This window comes from Pseudoalteromonas lipolytica (assembly GCF_900116435.1).
Taxonomy (GTDB): domain Bacteria; phylum Pseudomonadota; class Gammaproteobacteria; order Enterobacterales; family Alteromonadaceae; genus Pseudoalteromonas; species Pseudoalteromonas lipolytica.
Map to the genome: position 1 here is coordinate 152,510 of NZ_FPAZ01000007.1, position 15,959 is coordinate 168,468.

A 15,959-nucleotide genomic window follows, 5' to 3' on the forward strand; every position below is an offset into this window, starting at 1 on the left:
ATTAATTCCTTTATTTACTTCTAATTATTTACCAACTTTGAGGATAGCTAAGAATGCATCTTGCGGTACTTCAACGTTACCTAGTTGCTTCATTCGCTTTTTACCTTCTTTTTGCTTCTGAAGAAGCTTTTTCTTACGGCTCACGTCACCACCGTAACATTTTGCAATTACGTTTTTACGTAATTGTTTAACCGTTGTACGCGCTATAACATGCTGACCAATTGCCGCTTGAATTGCAATATCAAATTGTTGACGCGGAATTAGCTCTCTAAGCGCTTCAGCTAACTGACGACCACGCGATTGTGCAATATCACGGTGTACAATAATTGCTAATGCATCTACACGCTCACCATTAATAAGTACGTCAACACGTACCATGTCTGATGCTTGGAAATGCTTAAAGTTATAATCAAGCGAAGCAAAACCGCGGCTTGTTGATTTTAACTTATCAAAGAAATCCATAACCACTTCAGCCATCGGTAATTCATACGTTACCGCAACTTGCTTGCCGTGATAGTTCATTTTAGTTTGTACACCACGCTTTTCAACACAAAGCGTAATAACGTTACCTAAAAACTCTTGCGGAACTAATATGTTAGCTTCAACAATTGGCTCACGGATTTCAAGAATGTTGTTTACCGGCGGAAGATCAGATGGATTATCAATCTGTTTAACGCCCTCTTTGGTTTCTACTTCGTAGATTACCGTAGGTGCCGTAGTAATAAGATCAATGTCGTATTCACGCTCAAGACGCTCTTGAATAATCTCCATGTGTAGCATACCTAAGAAGCCACAACGGAAACCAAAACCAAGTGCAGTTGAGTTTTCTGGTTCGAAGAATAACGATGCATCGTTCAAGCTAAGTTTATCTAGCGCATCACGGAATGATTCATAATCATCCGATGAAATTGGGAACATACCCGCGTAAACCTGTGGTTTAATGCGTTGAAAACCCGGTAGACGCTCTGGTGCAGAGTTGCGCTGTAACGTAATTGTATCGCCAACAGGGGCACCATGAATCTCTTTAATACCAGCAATAACAAAGCCTACTTCACCGGTTTTTAATAAACCTGTGTTAGTTTGCTTTGGTGTGAAAATACCCACTTTATCTGCAATATGAACTTGTTCGTTCGACATGATCTTAATTTTATCGCCCGCGCGTAATTCACCGTGCTTAATACGCACAAGTGACACAACGCCTTGGTATGGGTCAAACCATGAATCAATAATAAGCGCTTGTAATGGCTTATCTTTGTCGCCAACTGGTGGCGGAATATCTTTAACAATAACTTCGAGTACGTCTTCAATACCCACGCCTGTTTTTGCACTGCAACGCACGGCTTCAAGCGCATCAATACCAATAATGTCTTCGATTTCTTCTGCAACACGAAGTGGGTCCGCTTGCGGTAAGTCGATTTTATTCAGTACTGGAATAACTTCTAAATCCATTTCAATTGCTGTGTAGCAGTTAGCAAGTGTTTGCGCTTCTACACCTTGACCAGCATCAACAACTAAAAGCGCACCTTCACAGGCAGCAAGCGAACGTGATACTTCGTAAGTGAAGTCAACGTGTCCTGGTGTGTCGATAAAGTTTAATTGGTAGGTCTCGCCATCTTTGGCTGTATAATTAAGTGTTACACTTTGCGCTTTGATGGTAATACCACGCTCACGCTCGATGTCCATTGAGTCTAACACCTGCTGCTGCATTTCACGGTCTGTTAAACCACCACAAACTTGGATAAGACGGTCAGAGAGAGTCGATTTACCATGGTCGATATGGGCGATGATCGAAAAATTACGGATATGCTTCATAAACTGGATTCTAAACTTCTATATAAAATGGACTAAGTGTATAAAGCGGCAATTTTACATTTAATTGGCTTTAATCACCATCTATTTGAGTGAAAGGAATAGTAATTGGGTGAATTTTTATTACTTTAATATCATGTTTTAGGCTCTTAACCCTTGATTTAGCTATCGCATAGCCAGTTAAGCCCCCTAATACAGCAGCTAAAATTTGCCACCCCTCAGCAAGCGAAAACACTGAAAAAGCAGCCAAAGCAAACCCTAAACTAAATAATAACGGCAACATGTACACGGCCATTGCGTGTTTTACAAGGTGGCTATCGTCTAGTGCTAAGGTGACTTTTTGTCCGACTTTTAGCTCACTGTCGAAAGTGTATGGGAATGTTTTTTTGGCAGTACCAAATAACTTGGCAAAGATTTGCGAGCCACAACGGCCATTGCATCCTGCGCAGGCTTGTTTTTGCTCGGCTTCTAAATCGGCTGTCGTGCCTTTTACCGACACGACAGTGAGTGTTTGTTCTATCATTATTTAAAGAGGTCGCGCTACCGACTCTGCAATGGCTTTGGCTGTCATAGCGGGGATATTACCAACAACCGACACGTCAAAGCTACCACCATTGTGAACATACACGGTTGTCGCACCCGATGACAGCGCCCCACTGGGTCGTTTACCAGGCAGTGGTCTTTGTACGAACACAGAAACCTCAACAAAACCATCAGAGTACAAGTAGTAATCGGTTAGTTCGTTATTTAAATCTAACTTGTGACGGTCTGACTTTAATAATTTAAAGCCTGCTGGCAACCAGCCAATTTTCCAATTATTAACCGCACTGCCTGTGCTTTCGTTATCAATTTCACTGACCGGAAGCGGAGGAGGAAAATCACGATTTTGCATTTCTAACAGCATCTGTGCAGGTTGCTCTGTCACACTAATGTGGGTCAACTGTAATTGCTCAAGCATTTCACCTTTGTGGTTCACATACGCTGATTTCAATAACAGTGATGATTCTAAATCTAACCATATCCAATAATTGAATTTGTACTCATCTTTTGACTCAATACGCACAAGCTGCGCTGAGCGCCCTGCTATACGACCTTTTCCGCCTAGTACAAAATCGTACTGCGCACTTAAACGCTCTATATCTTTAAAAAGCACTTCAGGAATAGGCCCTGCAATTGAATCAGTTTGTACAGAATATGGCTCTGAATGGGGCTCAAAATAAGTCACTTGATCGTTTACGCGAGCCATTTCAAGCCCTGCGCCATTCAGTAAACTTAAATGTTCAAGCTCTACATTACCTTGCTTGGCATGCAGCCAGCGATAAGGTTCCATTGCTTGGCCTTTAACGACGACAAACGATGCGTCGAAATTGCGGGTATGAACGGCTTCAGCCATATCGAGTAATAATGCTTTGGCGGGGTTTTCGTCGCTGGCAAAAGCGGGAGCTATTAACACCAGCGACAAAATAAAAGTAAACACTTTCATTTAATTAGTTTTTTTCCTCATCTGCGTTAGCCGCAGTTTGTGACTTTTCAAGCGAATATGCAACACGTGCTTGGCGTTGGTGTTCAAGTACAAGCGCACCAATACGTTGCTGTTGTAATTCGCGTAAACCTTGTTGGGCATTTTCAAGTGCAGGTTGCTCAGATGAGTAACTGACAGGTGATGCCACACCGGTTAGTGGTGTTGTTTGTAATAAAGGAATTTCGCTCTGCGGTGATTCGCTGTTTTGCGGCAGTGTTTGTACACCAACAATCGCAAACATAGCCACACTTGCAGCAATCGCTACTTGGGCAAAGGGTCGACGCCAATTAAATGCAACGACATTGTCGGTGCCTGTTGCCGCCACGATTTCTTCGCTTTTTGGTGCCGTTGTTTTATTCGCGAAATCTGCGTACACAGGTTCATGTTCGAGTGCATCTGCCACTGCATCAGCAATGTCAAAATTGAAGGCGCTGTTATTTGCCTCAGCACGCATTACGTCACCGATCATTGCATAACGACCAAATGTTGTTACATCGTCGTTTGTAATCGCTTCATCAGTTAACTGCTGCTCGCCGTCAAGTAATGCGGATAACTGCTCATTATCCAACTTGTTAACGTCTGCTTTTGTCATACTAAGACTCACCTATTAATGGATTTAATTTATTGTCAATCGCTTCACGGGCACGGAAAATACGCGAACGTACCGTCCCCACGGGGCAATCCATAACCACGGCTATTTCTTCATAGCTCATACCTTCGATTTCACGAAGGGTAATCGCAGTTTTAAGATCTTCAGGCAAACTATCAATCGTATTAAAAATTACAGCACGTACTTCGTCACTTAATAACAGGTTTTCTGGCGATGCGTTTGAACGCATTGCGTCTGCACTGTCATAAAACTCTGCTTCTTCGGCATCAACATCGTTAGCTGGCGGCTTACGCCCCTGAGCAACTAAGTAATTTTTAGCACAATTTACGGCGATACGGTACAACCAAGTATAAAAGGCGCTATCACCTCTAAAGTTAGGCAAAGCACGATAAGCTTTAATAAAGGCTTCTTGTGCGACATCAGCAACATCACCTTGGTTTGAAACATAACGTGAGATCAAACCTGCAATTTTATTCTGATATTTTCTAACTAATAGGTTGAAGGCGTTTTTATCTCCTTGCTGGACCCTTTTTACTAGCGCTAAATCCAAATCCTGCTCGCTCATTCGAGCCGGTACTCCTCTGTTTGATTCTTGCTTGCTATTCATATACTCGCCATTGTTTACACAAACTATGACTGCACCATGAATATAAAAGTTCAGTTTAAAATAATTTTTTTATAAAATAGCACGCAAATAATGTGAGTTATACCAATCTTATTACTCGACAATCCTAGTAACTGCTGATAATTCAACGGTTATCTCTATTCAAAGTCAGTTTGATTCACAATGTTAAACAGTTAAAAATTCGCTGTTTAAGTGACGATAAACCTAATAATATTGGTATAACGTATTAAAATGACTAATAGTGTTACGGCAAATATGGTACATATACGTATATCATATACAATTTTTTTTGCTCATACTTTTAGCACTATTTCCAGAGCATTGTAACTGCAAAGACCACAGACATGAACCAAAATAAACATCACATTACTGATGTCGCTATTATCGGCAGCGGCGCCGCTGGCCTCTCGCTTGCTTTATCACTTGCTAATCACTGTAACGTAACCGTGCTTAGCAAAGGCGCATTAACTGAAGGCTCTACTTTATATGCACAAGGTGGTATTGCCGCAGTTTTTGATAAAAAAAATGACAGTATTGAGTCACATGTTCAAGATACGCTCGATGCTGGCGGTGGTTTATGTGACCGCGACGCTGTGCACTACACTGCCAGTAATGCCAAAAAATGTTTAAAATGGTTGATTGAGCAAGGTGTACCTTTTGATATGGAGTTTGATTCAAAAGGTAAAGAACGTTTTCATTTAACGCGCGAAGGTGGTCACAGTCATCGCCGCATTTTGCATGCTGCCGATGCGACAGGTCGCGCCGTTCAAACTACGCTTATCAGCCAAGTGCAAGCCCACCCAAATATCACTTTATTAGAAAACTACAATGCCATTGATTTAATTGGTGATAAAAGCTTAGGCCGAAAAGGTAAACACATCCACGGTCTGTATGTGTGGAATTGTGAAGACAAAAAAGTAGAAACAATTGCAGCCAAGTTTGTTGCGCTGGCGACAGGCGGTGCGAGTAAAGTGTATTTATATACCTCTAACCCCGATGTATCGAGTGGCGATGGTATTGCCATGGCATGGCGAGCGGGCTGCCGTGTTGCCAATATGGAATTTAACCAATTCCACCCTACGAGCTTGTACCACCCTGAACTGCAAAACTTTTTAATTACCGAAGCAATGCGTGGTGAAGGTGCGTACTTAAAACGCCCCGATGGCACACGCTTTATGAAAGACTTTGATGAACGTGAAGAACTGGCTCCCCGCGATATTGTTGCCCGCGCGATTGATTTTGAAATGAAACGCTTAGGCGCTAATTGTGTTTATTTAGATATTAGCCACAAAGATAAAGATTTTATTATTGAGCATTTCCCGACAATTTACGCAAAATGCTTAAGTGTTGGTTTAGATATCACCAAAGAAGCTATTCCTGTCGTCCCTGCAGCCCATTATACTTGTGGGGGTGTCATGACTGACTTTAATGGACGTACTGATTTAGATAACTTGTATGCAGTTGGTGAAGTTGCTTATACAGGTCTGCATGGTGCAAACCGAATGGCAAGCAACTCATTGCTCGAATGCATTGTTTTTGCCCACGCAGCAGCACAGGATATTCTGAGTAAAATTGATGCAAGTCCTGCACTTGAAACACTACCGCTGTGGGATGAAAGCCGCGTTACGAACTCTGACGAAGAAATTGTTATCACGCATAACTGGCATGAACTACGGTTATTTATGTGGGATTACGTTGGCATCGTGCGTTCAACTAAACGTTTAGAACGTGCATTGCATCGTGTTGAATTACTGCAACAGGAAATTCACGACTACTACGCTAACTTTAGAGTTTCTAACAACTTATTAGAGCTACGTAACTTAGTGCAAGTCGCTGAACTGATTATTCGCAGTGCGCTGGAACGTAAAGAAAGCCGAGGCTTGCATTACACCATTGATTACCCAGCGCAAAATGAAAACCCAACGCCTACGGTACTTACACCGAAGTCGGTTGCTGCACAGCAATAATTGCCCGTTTTAAGCGTGAAAAGCTTACCTCATCAACACTGGCTGCCGTTATAATCAGCCAGTGTGATTTATAAAATCCCGCTAGTTTTATAACCACAAAATTCGAAAAGATCTTACTCTTAGGGCTTATCGCACCTTGCATTTGCACACGATTATTTAAAAAACGAAGCTGTGACTGTTCTAAAATAATAGCGCCATGTGTTGGCTGTAATTGCGTTACTTTTTTATAGCTAATCACCCCAATAATAAAGCTTGAGACGAAAACAAGACATTGAGAAAAGAGTTGCTGATACGCAAAGCTAAGTATGATGGCTACAAAGCAAAAAAAGACCACAAAGGGTTTGTGGTCTGGTGTGTTCTGTTCAACGCTAAATCTATACACGAACTCGGTCTAAAATTAATGAGACCATGCTATTAAGCTCGGGATCTTTACACGTTTCGTGACCCATGAACCATGCAAACAAGTCTGGATCATCGCATTCTAGTAAGCGTTGAAATGTGGCATGTTGCTCTTTGCTTAACGAGTCAAACGCTTCTTCAACGAATGGCATAAATAAAACATCAAGTTCTAACATGCCACGACGGCATGCCCAACGAATACGTTCTTTACTGTGAATTTCAGTCATTTTAAACCTCGTACTTATTTGTCAGCAGTTTAACAAATTGCTATCGAATAAACAGCTATTTAAATTGCCACCCTAACTAAGTTATCATTAGCACTCATTTATATCGTAAAGAAGGTTTTTATGTCGACTGTTTACGCAAGTCCATTATCTCATACGCTTATCAGCCTGACTGGTAAAGATAAGTTGTCTTACCTTCACGGACAAATTACACAGGATATCAATAAGCTCACTAACGATACGTTCTTGTGGGCAGGTCACTGTAATGCCAAAGGTAAGCTTTGGGGCGTTTTTCGCTTGTTTACCTACCAAGACAGTTACTACCTTGTTGGTTCTAAAGCCGAAGTTGAGCAGTCTCTGGTTGAGTTAAAAAAATATGCGGTCTTTTCTGCTGTTGAAATAGAACCCTGTGAAAAGCCATTAATTGGTTTGATGGGTGATGACCTCTCAGAGGTGCTAGAGGCACTTAATATTCAATTTAATGATGAGCAAACGGCTGTCGATTTTGCCGACGGTAAAGCCCTTAAGCTTGCAGAAAACCGCGTGTTACTCATGGTCAATAGTGACTTTAGTTTACCCGAAAACGTTATTGCACTCGATAACGATGCCCAATGGCAACAAGCAGCGATTGCCGCGGGTGAGCCTTCACTTAACAGTGAGGCCATTGGCGAATATGTGCCACAAATGGTTAACCTACACGCGATTGGTGGTATCAGCTTTAGAAAAGGCTGTTACACAGGCCAAGAAACCGTTGCCCGTATGAAGTATCTTGGCAAAAACAAGCGCGCCATGTATATCGTTGCGGGTGAAGCAGATGGTTTACTCGATGAGCTTGAACTCGAAACACAAATGGGTGAAAACTGGCGTCGCGCTGGCAAGCTTATCAGTCAAAGTTATAATCAACAAACGCGCACTTTAATGGGACTCGTTGTGTTACCGAATGACAATGAAACAGGCCAATTATTACGTGCTAAACACCTCCCTCAGGTTGAGCTATCGATTCAAGCTCTGCCTTACTCTCTCGAAGATGAATAAATAGGAATGACTATGATCGCAGCAGAAAACAAAGTGGTAAAAATGCATTATTCAGTATTGGATAATAACAAAAACACCATCGACAACTCGTTTGATGGTGAACCACTGGTGTTTATCGTTGGCACAGGTTACTTGATCCCAGGCCTAGAAAACGCACTACTAGGTAAAGAAGCTGGCGATACTTTCAGTGTTACCGTTGAACCAGACCAAGGCTATGGCGAGCGTCACGACGACTTAATGCAAGCTGTGCCTAAGTCAATGTTTGAAGGGATGGACATTGAAGTGGGTATGCAGTTTCGTGCAACAACCGATGCAGGCGATCAATCAGTGATGATCATCGATATCCAAGATGAAGAAGTGATTGTTGATGGTAATCACCCATTATCAGGGATTACTTTACACTTTGATGTTGAAGTACTTGAAGTACGTGATGCAACAGAAGAAGAGTTAGCACATGGTCATGTGCACGGTGAAGGCGGTTGTGGTCACAGCCACTAAACCCGCAGTATAAAAAAAGCGCCTGAGGCGCTTTTTTTATACCAATTCGCTTAATTAATCATCCACTTGCTCTGGTTCTGGTTTATGTTCCGGCTCTGGCTTAGATTCAGGTTCAGTTATGTGTGCCTGCAATGCCGCTAGCAAGCCTTCTTGGTCGTTGGTGCCTAAACGATAGTGAGTGCCATCTTTCATTGCTAATTCTACAGCTTTAAACCCTGATACACTGTAAACCCAGCCATCGTGAGTTATACGTAAACCAATTCCATGGCGAAATGAATTACTGACCGCTCTGACTGATTCAATGTCGTCAAAGCTCACCGTTTTACCAAATACACCCGGCCCAAATGCCCAGCTCACTGTTTTATCGGTTACTTTGATGGTTAAGCTATGAAATAAAAAAGCCACTAACACTAAAATGGCGCAAAACCCCATTAATGGCACATCTGCGCCGATTAAGTTCCACGCCAAGGCAAGAAAACCACCTATCCAGCCCAAAACAACAAAAATAAACACTGCGTATTGCTTATGTTGATACATAAAGAATTCTCTAATTAGAAGCTATAAACAAAGGTCGCACTTAGCTCTGAGTCATACTTAAGCTTGTCTTCCTCTGGTTTTGAGTTGTAGCGATACATATAGGTAAATTTAAGTGACACATCGCCCATAATCTTACTGATCAATGATGTTTCTGACTTTAATCGCGAGTTAAGACCTGACAAAGATTGCTCGTAACTCACATCTTGATTAAAGCGTGTGCGCTCAGAAACGGTACGCTCCCATTGCAACGCTAAACGGAGCAGATAACCGGTTTTTGTTTCGTCTTCTTCCGTTGCAATTTCTTGATCGGCAACTGAACGATAAAGGCCCGGTCCAACGTCTATATCGACTTTATTTTTACTGCCTTGATAAATACGATTGCCATACCCTGTTGCAACCGTACTCTTAAACTCAAGACCACTAAATTTATCTTCTTCGTAATCTCCGTAAATGAAAAAAGACTCATTTTTCACGTTCAGCTTATAGTTTCCTTGCCCCGAGACAAAAATACGATCTGCTGATACTTCTTCATCGCCGGTTTCTTCATTGCGATCGCGTTTGTAAAGCGTGTCTATTTTGAATTGATTACGCCACTTTTCAAAGTCTTGATAAAGGTTACCTTTGAACTTGAAACTCGTTGAATTGGTATTGCCTCTACTTACCATAAAACCGAACTCCATATCACCATACAGCATTTCGCCTTTATGGATTTTATGGATTTCTTCTTCTGACAACTGCCCGTATTCATGAAAATCTTCAAATGGATCAACAGCAATAGCCTGCCAACTGCTAAGCAGTAAGGCGGCTAAAAAAACACGTTTAATTGTACTAAGACAACAAAAAGTAGAGTCAAACATCGGCTGGAGAGTTATTCGCTATCTTTCCAGAGAATGTGGCAAAACGGTGCATCTTTATCTCGGCTAATTAAAATCTTGGCAAATAAAATATCTTGGTTATCAAACTCAAGCCCTACTAAGACTTGTACAAACAGCTCAGGTTCAATTTCTAATGCAACAAAATCTTGCCATTGATCGTCAGGCTCACTTTCTTCGATAAAACCTAACTCTTCTCTGTGCTCGTTAAAATCATTAATATCTTGTTCGCTTAAGTTATCGGGTGCTAACTCTAAAAAGATATCATACGCCTGATGTGTTACTTCTTCTTCACTATATAAGCGTGGACCAGCCATTCCTTAAACCCTCTGCACATGCAAACTGCGTTATTTTAGGTATGATAACAAACCTCTTTTCTGTTTTGCCAAAAAAAAAGCCAGGTTACCCTGACTTTTTTATCGTTAGTGTCTCTTTTTTAGTTTTCGACCCTTTGGCCTTTCACTTTTTCACGCATAGCTTGCACTAATGTATAAAATAGCGGAACAAGCAACGTGCCAAAAATAGTGGCCGCTAGCATACCAAAGAGCACAGTCACACCTAATGATATTCGGCTGCCTGCCCCTGCCCCACTCGCAAACACAAGCGGTAATACGCCAAGCACGAATGACAAGGCCGTCATTAATACCGCTCTAAAACGCAATTTTGCTGCGTTGAGTGCTGCCTCAACGATGCCTTTTCCGGCGGCACGCTCTTCCATCGCAAATTCAACAATTAATATGGCCGTTTTCGTCGACAGACCTATCAGCAACACTAAACCAACTTGCGCATAAATATTGTTTTCCATCCCAATCACGTACAGTGCAAGCATGGCACCAAACAAAGCTAAAGGAACAGCTGCAATAACTGAAAATGGAATCGTCCAGCTTTCGTACTGCGCAACTAAGAACAAGTAAACAAATACGACCGCTAAACCAAATAAAATTGGCGCGACGTTGCCCGCTTCAATTTCTTGCTTAGATTGCCCTGCCCACTCATACACGTACCCAGAGGGTAGCTTAGCGGCCAATTCTTGCATAACAGCAATCGCATCCCCACTTGAATACCCTTGCGCTGGCTGGCCACTGATACTGGCACTTCGGTACAAATTAAAGTGCGTTAAACTTGTCGGGCCAAGAATCGGTTCAAGTTTGGCCAGTGTTGTTAAAGGAACCATTACCCCTTCGTCGTTACGCACGTAATAGTACTGTAGGTCTGCGGGGTTTTGACGATACTGACTTTCTGCTTGCATTATGACCCGGTACGTTCGGCTAAATTGATTAAAGTCATTAACGTACAAAGAACCTAGCTGTGCTTGCAGCGTTAAGAAGATATCACTCAACGCCACACCTTGTGCTTTGGCTTTATTACGGTCAATTTCTAAAAAGTACTGCGGAACATTTGCTCTGAATGTACTGTACACATTTGACAGTTCAGGCCGTTGATTAGCCTCGTATACTAAGCCGTTAAGCACCTGAGAAAGCGCAGCGGGTTCACGCCCTTCACTGTCTTGCAGTCTAAATTCAAAACCGGCACTGGTGCCAAGCCCCGGTATTGATGGCGGGTTAAATGCCATTATCTGTGCGTCTGGCATCGCCCAAAACTGCCCCATCAAACGACCTAACACCGCTCGCAGACCTAAATTAGCGTCTGTGCGCTCTTCCCAATCTTTTAGTACCACAATACCCAAGGCATTATTTGAACCTGCACCGCCTAATAATGAAAAACCTGAAACGGCGATAAAATCAGTTGCTGCGGGTTCATTTTTAATAATATCACCCAATTTATGCATGACTTCTTTGGTGCGGTTACTTGCAGCAGCATCTGGCAGTTGCACATCAACAAATAGAAAACCTTGGTCTTCGGCTGGCACGAATCCGGTGGGGACTGCTTTAACTAACCATCCCGCGGCCGCAAAAATGATAACCGCAAACAGCGCCATTCGTGCGCTACGCTTTAGAATAAAGTTAACGACTTTACTGTAGCCACTGGTCGAGCGCGTAATAATATTTTCAAATGGGGCTAGCCACTTAATCGGTTTCATCGCTTTTTCATTGAGTAATAGCGTACAAAGCGCCGGACTCAAGGTTAATGCATTCACCGAGGAAATTAGCACTGCAAATGAAATAGTCACCGAGAACTGTTTATATAACTCTCCGGTGATGCCAGGCATAAATCCAACCGGTACAAACACCGCTAGCAACACCAGTGTGGTTGCAACAATAGGCCCAGACACTTGTTCCATTGCTTTAGTAACGGCTTCTTTTATTGGTAGTTTCTCTTCTTTTAAAATACGCTCAACATTTTCTATAACGATAATCGCATCATCCACCACAATACCGATTGCCAGTACTAAACCAAATAAGGTGATTAAGTTGATGGAGTAATCCATCATCATCATAAAAGCAAACGTCCCCACCAAAGACACCGGAATAGCAACGGTGGGAATCAGGGTTGCGCGCCAATTTTGTAAAAACAAAAATACCACTAAAATAACCAAACCAACCGCTTGTAAAAGGGTTACCACGACTTCTTCAATAGAACGGTTAATGAATTCGGTTGTATCGTAAGGAATAGAATACTCGATGCCATCGGGTAACTGCTTTGCCAGCTCAGCCATACGGGCTTTAACATCCTCTGCAACCTGTGTGGCATTGGCTTCTGTTAACTGATAAATAACGATAAATGCTGTATCTTGCTGATTCAATTTAGCGGAGGTGCTGTAGCTTGCCGCCCCCATTTCGATACGGGCAATATCATGTAAACGAACAAAGTTACCGTCTTTACTCGAACGAATAATGGTTTGGCCAAATTCCTCTGGGGTTTTTAAGCGCCCTTTTGCTTGAATCGAATATTCAAATTGCTGACTGGGCCCCGTAGGAGCCGCGCCTAACTTACCTGCTGCAACAATGGTATTTTGCTCTTGCAATGCGCTTCGAACATCGGCCACCGTTAAGCCTAATGATGCCATTCGATCTGGGCGAAGCCATAAACGCATCGAATAGGTTTGCTCACCCATCACCTCCGCAGAGGCAACCCCATTTATACGACCAAGTGGCTCCGTTAAATAGTTTGTTGCATAGTTACTTAGAAAAATAGCGTCGATATTATCTTTACTTGAGTAAAGGTTAATCCCTAACAACATAGAGCTCGACTTTTTCTTAACCGATACCCCTTGGCGCTTTACTTCTTCAGGTAATCCCGCTTCAGCGAGCGCAACACGATTTTGCACGTTCACTTGTGCTATGTCTGTGTCAGTACCAACCTTAAAATAAACAGTAATATTTGCCGTGCCGTTATTTGTCGAAGTCGATTCTATGTACATCATGTCTTCAACCCCATTGACTTGCTCTTCAATGGGCCTGATCACCGACTCTTCAACTATTTGAGCACTGGCTCCGGGGTAACTTGTCGAAATTTGTACTTGCGGTGGCGTGATCTGCGGGTACATATTCACCGGCAATAATGTCATTGAGATTAAACCCGCAATCGTAATGACTATCGATATTACCAGCGCAAATTTAGGGCGAGATATAAACGTTTTACTAATCATCTCTGCCCCCTAAGAGTTGGCTTTGCTAGTAATAGTGCCCGTTGTTGCATCAACATTTTTTTCAACGGCTTTGACTTCTGCACCTTGGCGGACTTTTTGTAAGCCTTCAATAATCACCTTTTCGCCTGCTTCAAGGCCTGACTCAACCACCCACATCGCGTTAATACGGCGACCAAGTTTCACAACGCGCATCGATACTGTGTTTTCATCATTAACAACAAGTACAAACTTACCTTGTTGATTTTCTTGTACTGCAACTTGTGGAATCAAGGCTAATTCTTTTTTGTTGGTGCTCTCGACTATTAATGTAACAAACAAGCCTGGCATAACCATGCCATCGGGGTTGTCGAACGAAGCCCTTAATTCAACGGTCCCCGTGTTTCGATTTATTTTAGTATCCGCAAAATCAAGGACTCCCTTGCCTGGAAAAACGGAGTTATTTGGTAATCGTAAACTTAAATCAATAGGTACATCACGTGGGTCACGATCTGGGGTTTGATGTTGCTGTCGGTAGCTTATGTAGTCAGCCTCTTCAACTTGAAAGCTCACATAAATGGGGTCTACATCAGTCAGCTCTGCCAGTTCATCCGATGAGGGCCCAATAATGTTGCCCACATCGTAGTTCACTTTACCTATACGACCCGCGAATGGGGCTCGAATTTCAGTGTAGCTTAAATTCAACTTTGCCTTTTCAAGCTCAGCTTCGGCCGCTTTCACCGCGGCTGTCGCTTGTTCAAAGTTAGTTAATAACTTGTCTAAATCGGACTGCGAAATAAACCCTTGAGAGGCAACATCTCGACCCCGTTTTAAGTCTCTTTGAGCAGCACTTGCAGCAGCCTTTTTACTTTTAAGATCGGCTTCAACCTCGGCCACCGTGGAGCGGTATTCAGACGGGTCTATACGCAATAATAACTGATCTTTTTCAACCGCAGATCCTTCGTCAAAGTGACGCTCAATGAGCTCCCCCTCAACACGGGCTCTAATTTTAACTTCTTGAAACGCTTCAGTGCGGGCGACAAACTCTCGATAATCTCCGACTTCTTGGGTAACAACATTAAAAACAGATACCGCCGGTGGCGGCGTAGCCTGTTTCGTTGATTTATCATCGGAACAGCCTACTAAAGCCGAGCTAAAAGCCACGGTAAATAAGGCGGTTGTTATAAAAGATGATGATTGATTCTTTATGCGAGCTGTTTTGCGCATCAGCATATGTATACTCCTTGTAGCGCGACTTAACGCTAAGTCTAGTCGTGTCGTGGTATTTTGCGAAAGTTTGAGCCAGTATCTTACCGATAGCAAAATTGAGCTAGTTGAAAACCTGCTTCTTTGTTTTAAAAATATACATCAATTTGTAATCAAGCATATGACAGAGTTACCGTTTTTTGAAAAAAATAACGTTTCTTTGCGACACATCAGCATTTCTTTACATACTTGTCATTAGCTCGTAAGCTCTAACACACAGGTCAGAGGAGTTGCCATGATAAAGCTAGAAATAAAACAACACGTCGCTTGGGTTTACCTTGCTCGTCCAGAAAAGCAAAATGCGCTTAGTTTTGATATGTTTGTCGAGCTGTCACGCGTCATCAAAAAAATTAAACGTGACCCTCGCTTACGCGCTGTGGTGATTAGTGGTGAAGGTGAACACTTTTGCTCTGGGCTCGATGTCGCAGCCGTTATGAAAAAGCCCAGTAACATCATGAAGCTGCTTTTTAAGTGGCTGCCGGGCAATCAGAACCTTGCGCAAAAAGTGGTCTTAGGCTGGCAAGATTTAAGTATTCCTGTAATCGCAAAAATTTCGGGGCATTGCTTTGGCGGAGGGATGCAAATAGCACTCGGTGCCGATTACCGAATTGTAGATAAACACGCCAAACTGGCGATTATGGAAGCACGCTGGGGGTTATGCCCCGATATGGGAGCAAATGTGGTGCTTGCAGGATTAATGAAACGTGACCAAGCACTCTGGCTGGCAAGTCATGCCGGTCCCGTATCTGCTGAAGACGCTAAAGACTATGGACTTGTTACCCAGCTTACAGATGATGTTGATAAACACACCGCGGCAATGCTCGAAACCCTCATGGCGCGTTCACCAGATACATTGGCAGCAATTAAGCGGCTTACTCAACAGAGCTATCGCTCGCAGCAACGTAAAATCTTAGCAAAAGAAACCTGGAGCCAAATTCGCTTATTAATGAACCCAAATACCAAAAAAGCCATTGCTAAAGCAAAAGGAGCAGATGATATTGAGTTTAACAACGCCAAGTCATGGTAAGCTAAAGTCGCATAGTACTACTGACAAGGGTATGATGTAGTT

16 protein-coding genes are annotated in these 15,959 nt (G+C 42.6%); 4 read left to right on the forward strand and 12 right to left on the reverse strand.

Going from position 1 to position 15,959, the window contains the following annotated elements:
- Positions 1-24: 24 nt before the first annotated feature.
- The 5 genes from lepA to rpoE form a co-directional block, all read right to left on the reverse strand.
- Entirely contained in the window at positions 25-1,812 is a 1,788-nt protein-coding gene (gene lepA, locus BM378_RS09060; protein WP_036966608.1) for a translation elongation factor 4, read from the reverse strand.
- Between the two features lie 70 nt (positions 1,813-1,882).
- Positions 1,883-2,332 (reverse strand): SoxR reducing system RseC family protein, encoded by a 450-nt coding sequence (locus BM378_RS09065; RefSeq protein ID WP_036966606.1) that lies wholly within the window; start codon positions 2,330-2,332, stop codon positions 1,883-1,885.
- A gap of 3 nt (positions 2,333-2,335) precedes the next feature.
- Positions 2,336-3,292: a MucB/RseB C-terminal domain-containing protein gene (locus BM378_RS09070; RefSeq protein WP_036966604.1), complete on the reverse strand. Its 957-nt coding sequence runs from the start codon at positions 3,290-3,292 to the stop codon at positions 2,336-2,338.
- Positions 3,293-3,296: 4 nt separating this feature from the next.
- Positions 3,297-3,923, reverse strand: coding sequence for a sigma-E factor negative regulatory protein (locus BM378_RS09075; protein WP_036966603.1), 627 nt, complete (start codon positions 3,921-3,923; stop codon positions 3,297-3,299).
- Between the two features lies 1 nt (position 3,924).
- The gene (rpoE, locus tag BM378_RS09080; RefSeq protein ID WP_036969086.1) at positions 3,925-4,506 is read right to left on the reverse strand and encodes an RNA polymerase sigma factor RpoE; all 582 of its coding nucleotides are present in this window, start codon (positions 4,504-4,506) and stop codon (positions 3,925-3,927) included.
- Between the two features lie 404 nt (positions 4,507-4,910).
- Between rpoE and nadB the strand changes: the two genes are divergently transcribed.
- On the forward strand, positions 4,911-6,533 hold the full coding sequence (gene nadB / locus BM378_RS09085; RefSeq protein WP_036966601.1) for an L-aspartate oxidase: 1,623 nt from the start codon (positions 4,911-4,913) through the stop codon (positions 6,531-6,533).
- On the opposite strand, the gene BM378_RS09090 is transcribed toward nadB, so the two are convergent.
- The gene (locus tag BM378_RS09090) at positions 6,502-6,915 is read right to left on the reverse strand and encodes a hypothetical protein (protein ID WP_083422894.1); all 414 of its coding nucleotides are present in this window, start codon (positions 6,913-6,915) and stop codon (positions 6,502-6,504) included. The genes nadB and BM378_RS09090 overlap by 32 nt on opposite strands.
- Complete coding sequence (locus tag BM378_RS09095) at positions 6,908-7,159, reverse strand: FAD assembly factor SdhE (RefSeq protein WP_036966599.1); 252 nt, start codon at positions 7,157-7,159, stop codon at positions 6,908-6,910. The genes BM378_RS09090 and BM378_RS09095 overlap by 8 nt, the downstream gene beginning before the upstream one ends.
- A 120-nt stretch (positions 7,160-7,279) precedes the next feature.
- Between BM378_RS09095 and ygfZ the strand changes: the two genes are divergently transcribed.
- Both ygfZ and BM378_RS09105 read left to right on the forward strand, forming a co-directional pair.
- Positions 7,280-8,191: a tRNA-modifying protein YgfZ gene (gene ygfZ, locus BM378_RS09100; RefSeq protein WP_074989038.1), complete on the forward strand. Its 912-nt coding sequence runs from the start codon at positions 7,280-7,282 to the stop codon at positions 8,189-8,191.
- Positions 8,192-8,203: 12 nt separating this feature from the next.
- The gene (locus BM378_RS09105; RefSeq protein ID WP_036966596.1) at positions 8,204-8,689 is read left to right on the forward strand and encodes an FKBP-type peptidyl-prolyl cis-trans isomerase; all 486 of its coding nucleotides are present in this window, start codon (positions 8,204-8,206) and stop codon (positions 8,687-8,689) included.
- Positions 8,690-8,743: 54 nt separating this feature from the next.
- On the opposite strand, the gene BM378_RS09110 is transcribed toward BM378_RS09105, so the two are convergent.
- The 5 genes from BM378_RS09110 to BM378_RS09130 all read right to left on the reverse strand — a co-directional run bounded on the left by BM378_RS09110 (position 8,744) and on the right by BM378_RS09130 (position 14,857).
- Entirely contained in the window at positions 8,744-9,226 is a 483-nt protein-coding gene (locus tag BM378_RS09110; protein ID WP_074989039.1) for a hypothetical protein, read from the reverse strand.
- A 14-nt stretch (positions 9,227-9,240) separates the two neighbouring features.
- The gene (locus BM378_RS09115) at positions 9,241-10,083 is read right to left on the reverse strand and encodes a DUF481 domain-containing protein (RefSeq protein WP_118844560.1); all 843 of its coding nucleotides are present in this window, start codon (positions 10,081-10,083) and stop codon (positions 9,241-9,243) included.
- An 11-nt stretch (positions 10,084-10,094) separates the two neighbouring features.
- On the reverse strand, positions 10,095-10,415 hold the full coding sequence (locus BM378_RS09120; RefSeq protein WP_036966590.1) for an HI1450 family dsDNA-mimic protein: 321 nt from the start codon (positions 10,413-10,415) through the stop codon (positions 10,095-10,097).
- A 119-nt stretch (positions 10,416-10,534) separates the two neighbouring features.
- Positions 10,535-13,648, reverse strand: a complete 3,114-nt coding sequence (locus BM378_RS09125) for an efflux RND transporter permease subunit (RefSeq protein ID WP_036966587.1) — start codon at positions 13,646-13,648, stop codon at positions 10,535-10,537.
- Between the two features lie 9 nt (positions 13,649-13,657).
- Positions 13,658-14,857, reverse strand: a complete 1,200-nt coding sequence (locus BM378_RS09130) for an efflux RND transporter periplasmic adaptor subunit (protein ID WP_227006806.1) — start codon at positions 14,855-14,857, stop codon at positions 13,658-13,660.
- A 268-nt stretch (positions 14,858-15,125) separates the two neighbouring features.
- Between BM378_RS09130 and BM378_RS09135 the strand changes: the two genes are divergently transcribed.
- On the forward strand, positions 15,126-15,917 hold the full coding sequence (locus tag BM378_RS09135; protein ID WP_036966584.1) for a crotonase/enoyl-CoA hydratase family protein: 792 nt from the start codon (positions 15,126-15,128) through the stop codon (positions 15,915-15,917).
- Positions 15,918-15,959: the final 42 nt, after the last annotated feature.

Bases quoted from the DNA above. Each gene is read 5' to 3' on its own strand.
- lepA (WP_036966608.1), bottom strand. From the start codon at position 1,812: ATGAAGCATATCCGTAATTTTTCGATCATCGCCCATATCGACCATGGT.
- BM378_RS09065 (WP_036966606.1), bottom strand. From the start codon at position 2,332: ATGATAGAACAAACACTCACTGTCGTGTCGGTAAAAGGCACGACAGCC.
- BM378_RS09070 (WP_036966604.1), bottom strand. From the start codon at position 3,292: ATGAAAGTGTTTACTTTTATTTTGTCGCTGGTGTTAATAGCTCCCGCT.
- BM378_RS09075 (WP_036966603.1), bottom strand. From the start codon at position 3,923: ATGACAAAAGCAGACGTTAACAAGTTGGATAATGAGCAGTTATCCGCA.
- rpoE (WP_036969086.1), bottom strand. From the start codon at position 4,506: ATGAGCGAGCAGGATTTGGATTTAGCGCTAGTAAAAAGGGTCCAGCAA.
- nadB (WP_036966601.1), top strand. From the start codon at position 4,911: ATGAACCAAAATAAACATCACATTACTGATGTCGCTATTATCGGCAGC.
- BM378_RS09095 (WP_036966599.1), bottom strand. From the start codon at position 7,159: ATGACTGAAATTCACAGTAAAGAACGTATTCGTTGGGCATGCCGTCGT.
- ygfZ (WP_074989038.1), top strand. From the start codon at position 7,280: ATGTCGACTGTTTACGCAAGTCCATTATCTCATACGCTTATCAGCCTG.
- BM378_RS09105 (WP_036966596.1), top strand. From the start codon at position 8,204: ATGATCGCAGCAGAAAACAAAGTGGTAAAAATGCATTATTCAGTATTG.
- BM378_RS09110 (WP_074989039.1), bottom strand. From the start codon at position 9,226: ATGTATCAACATAAGCAATACGCAGTGTTTATTTTTGTTGTTTTGGGC.
- BM378_RS09115 (WP_118844560.1), bottom strand. From the start codon at position 10,083: ATGTTTGACTCTACTTTTTGTTGTCTTAGTACAATTAAACGTGTTTTT.
- BM378_RS09120 (WP_036966590.1), bottom strand. From the start codon at position 10,415: ATGGCTGGTCCACGCTTATATAGTGAAGAAGAAGTAACACATCAGGCG.
- BM378_RS09125 (WP_036966587.1), bottom strand. From the start codon at position 13,648: ATGATTAGTAAAACGTTTATATCTCGCCCTAAATTTGCGCTGGTAATA.
- BM378_RS09130 (WP_227006806.1), bottom strand. From the start codon at position 14,857: ATGCTGATGCGCAAAACAGCTCGCATAAAGAATCAATCATCATCTTTT.
- BM378_RS09135 (WP_036966584.1), top strand. From the start codon at position 15,126: ATGATAAAGCTAGAAATAAAACAACACGTCGCTTGGGTTTACCTTGCT.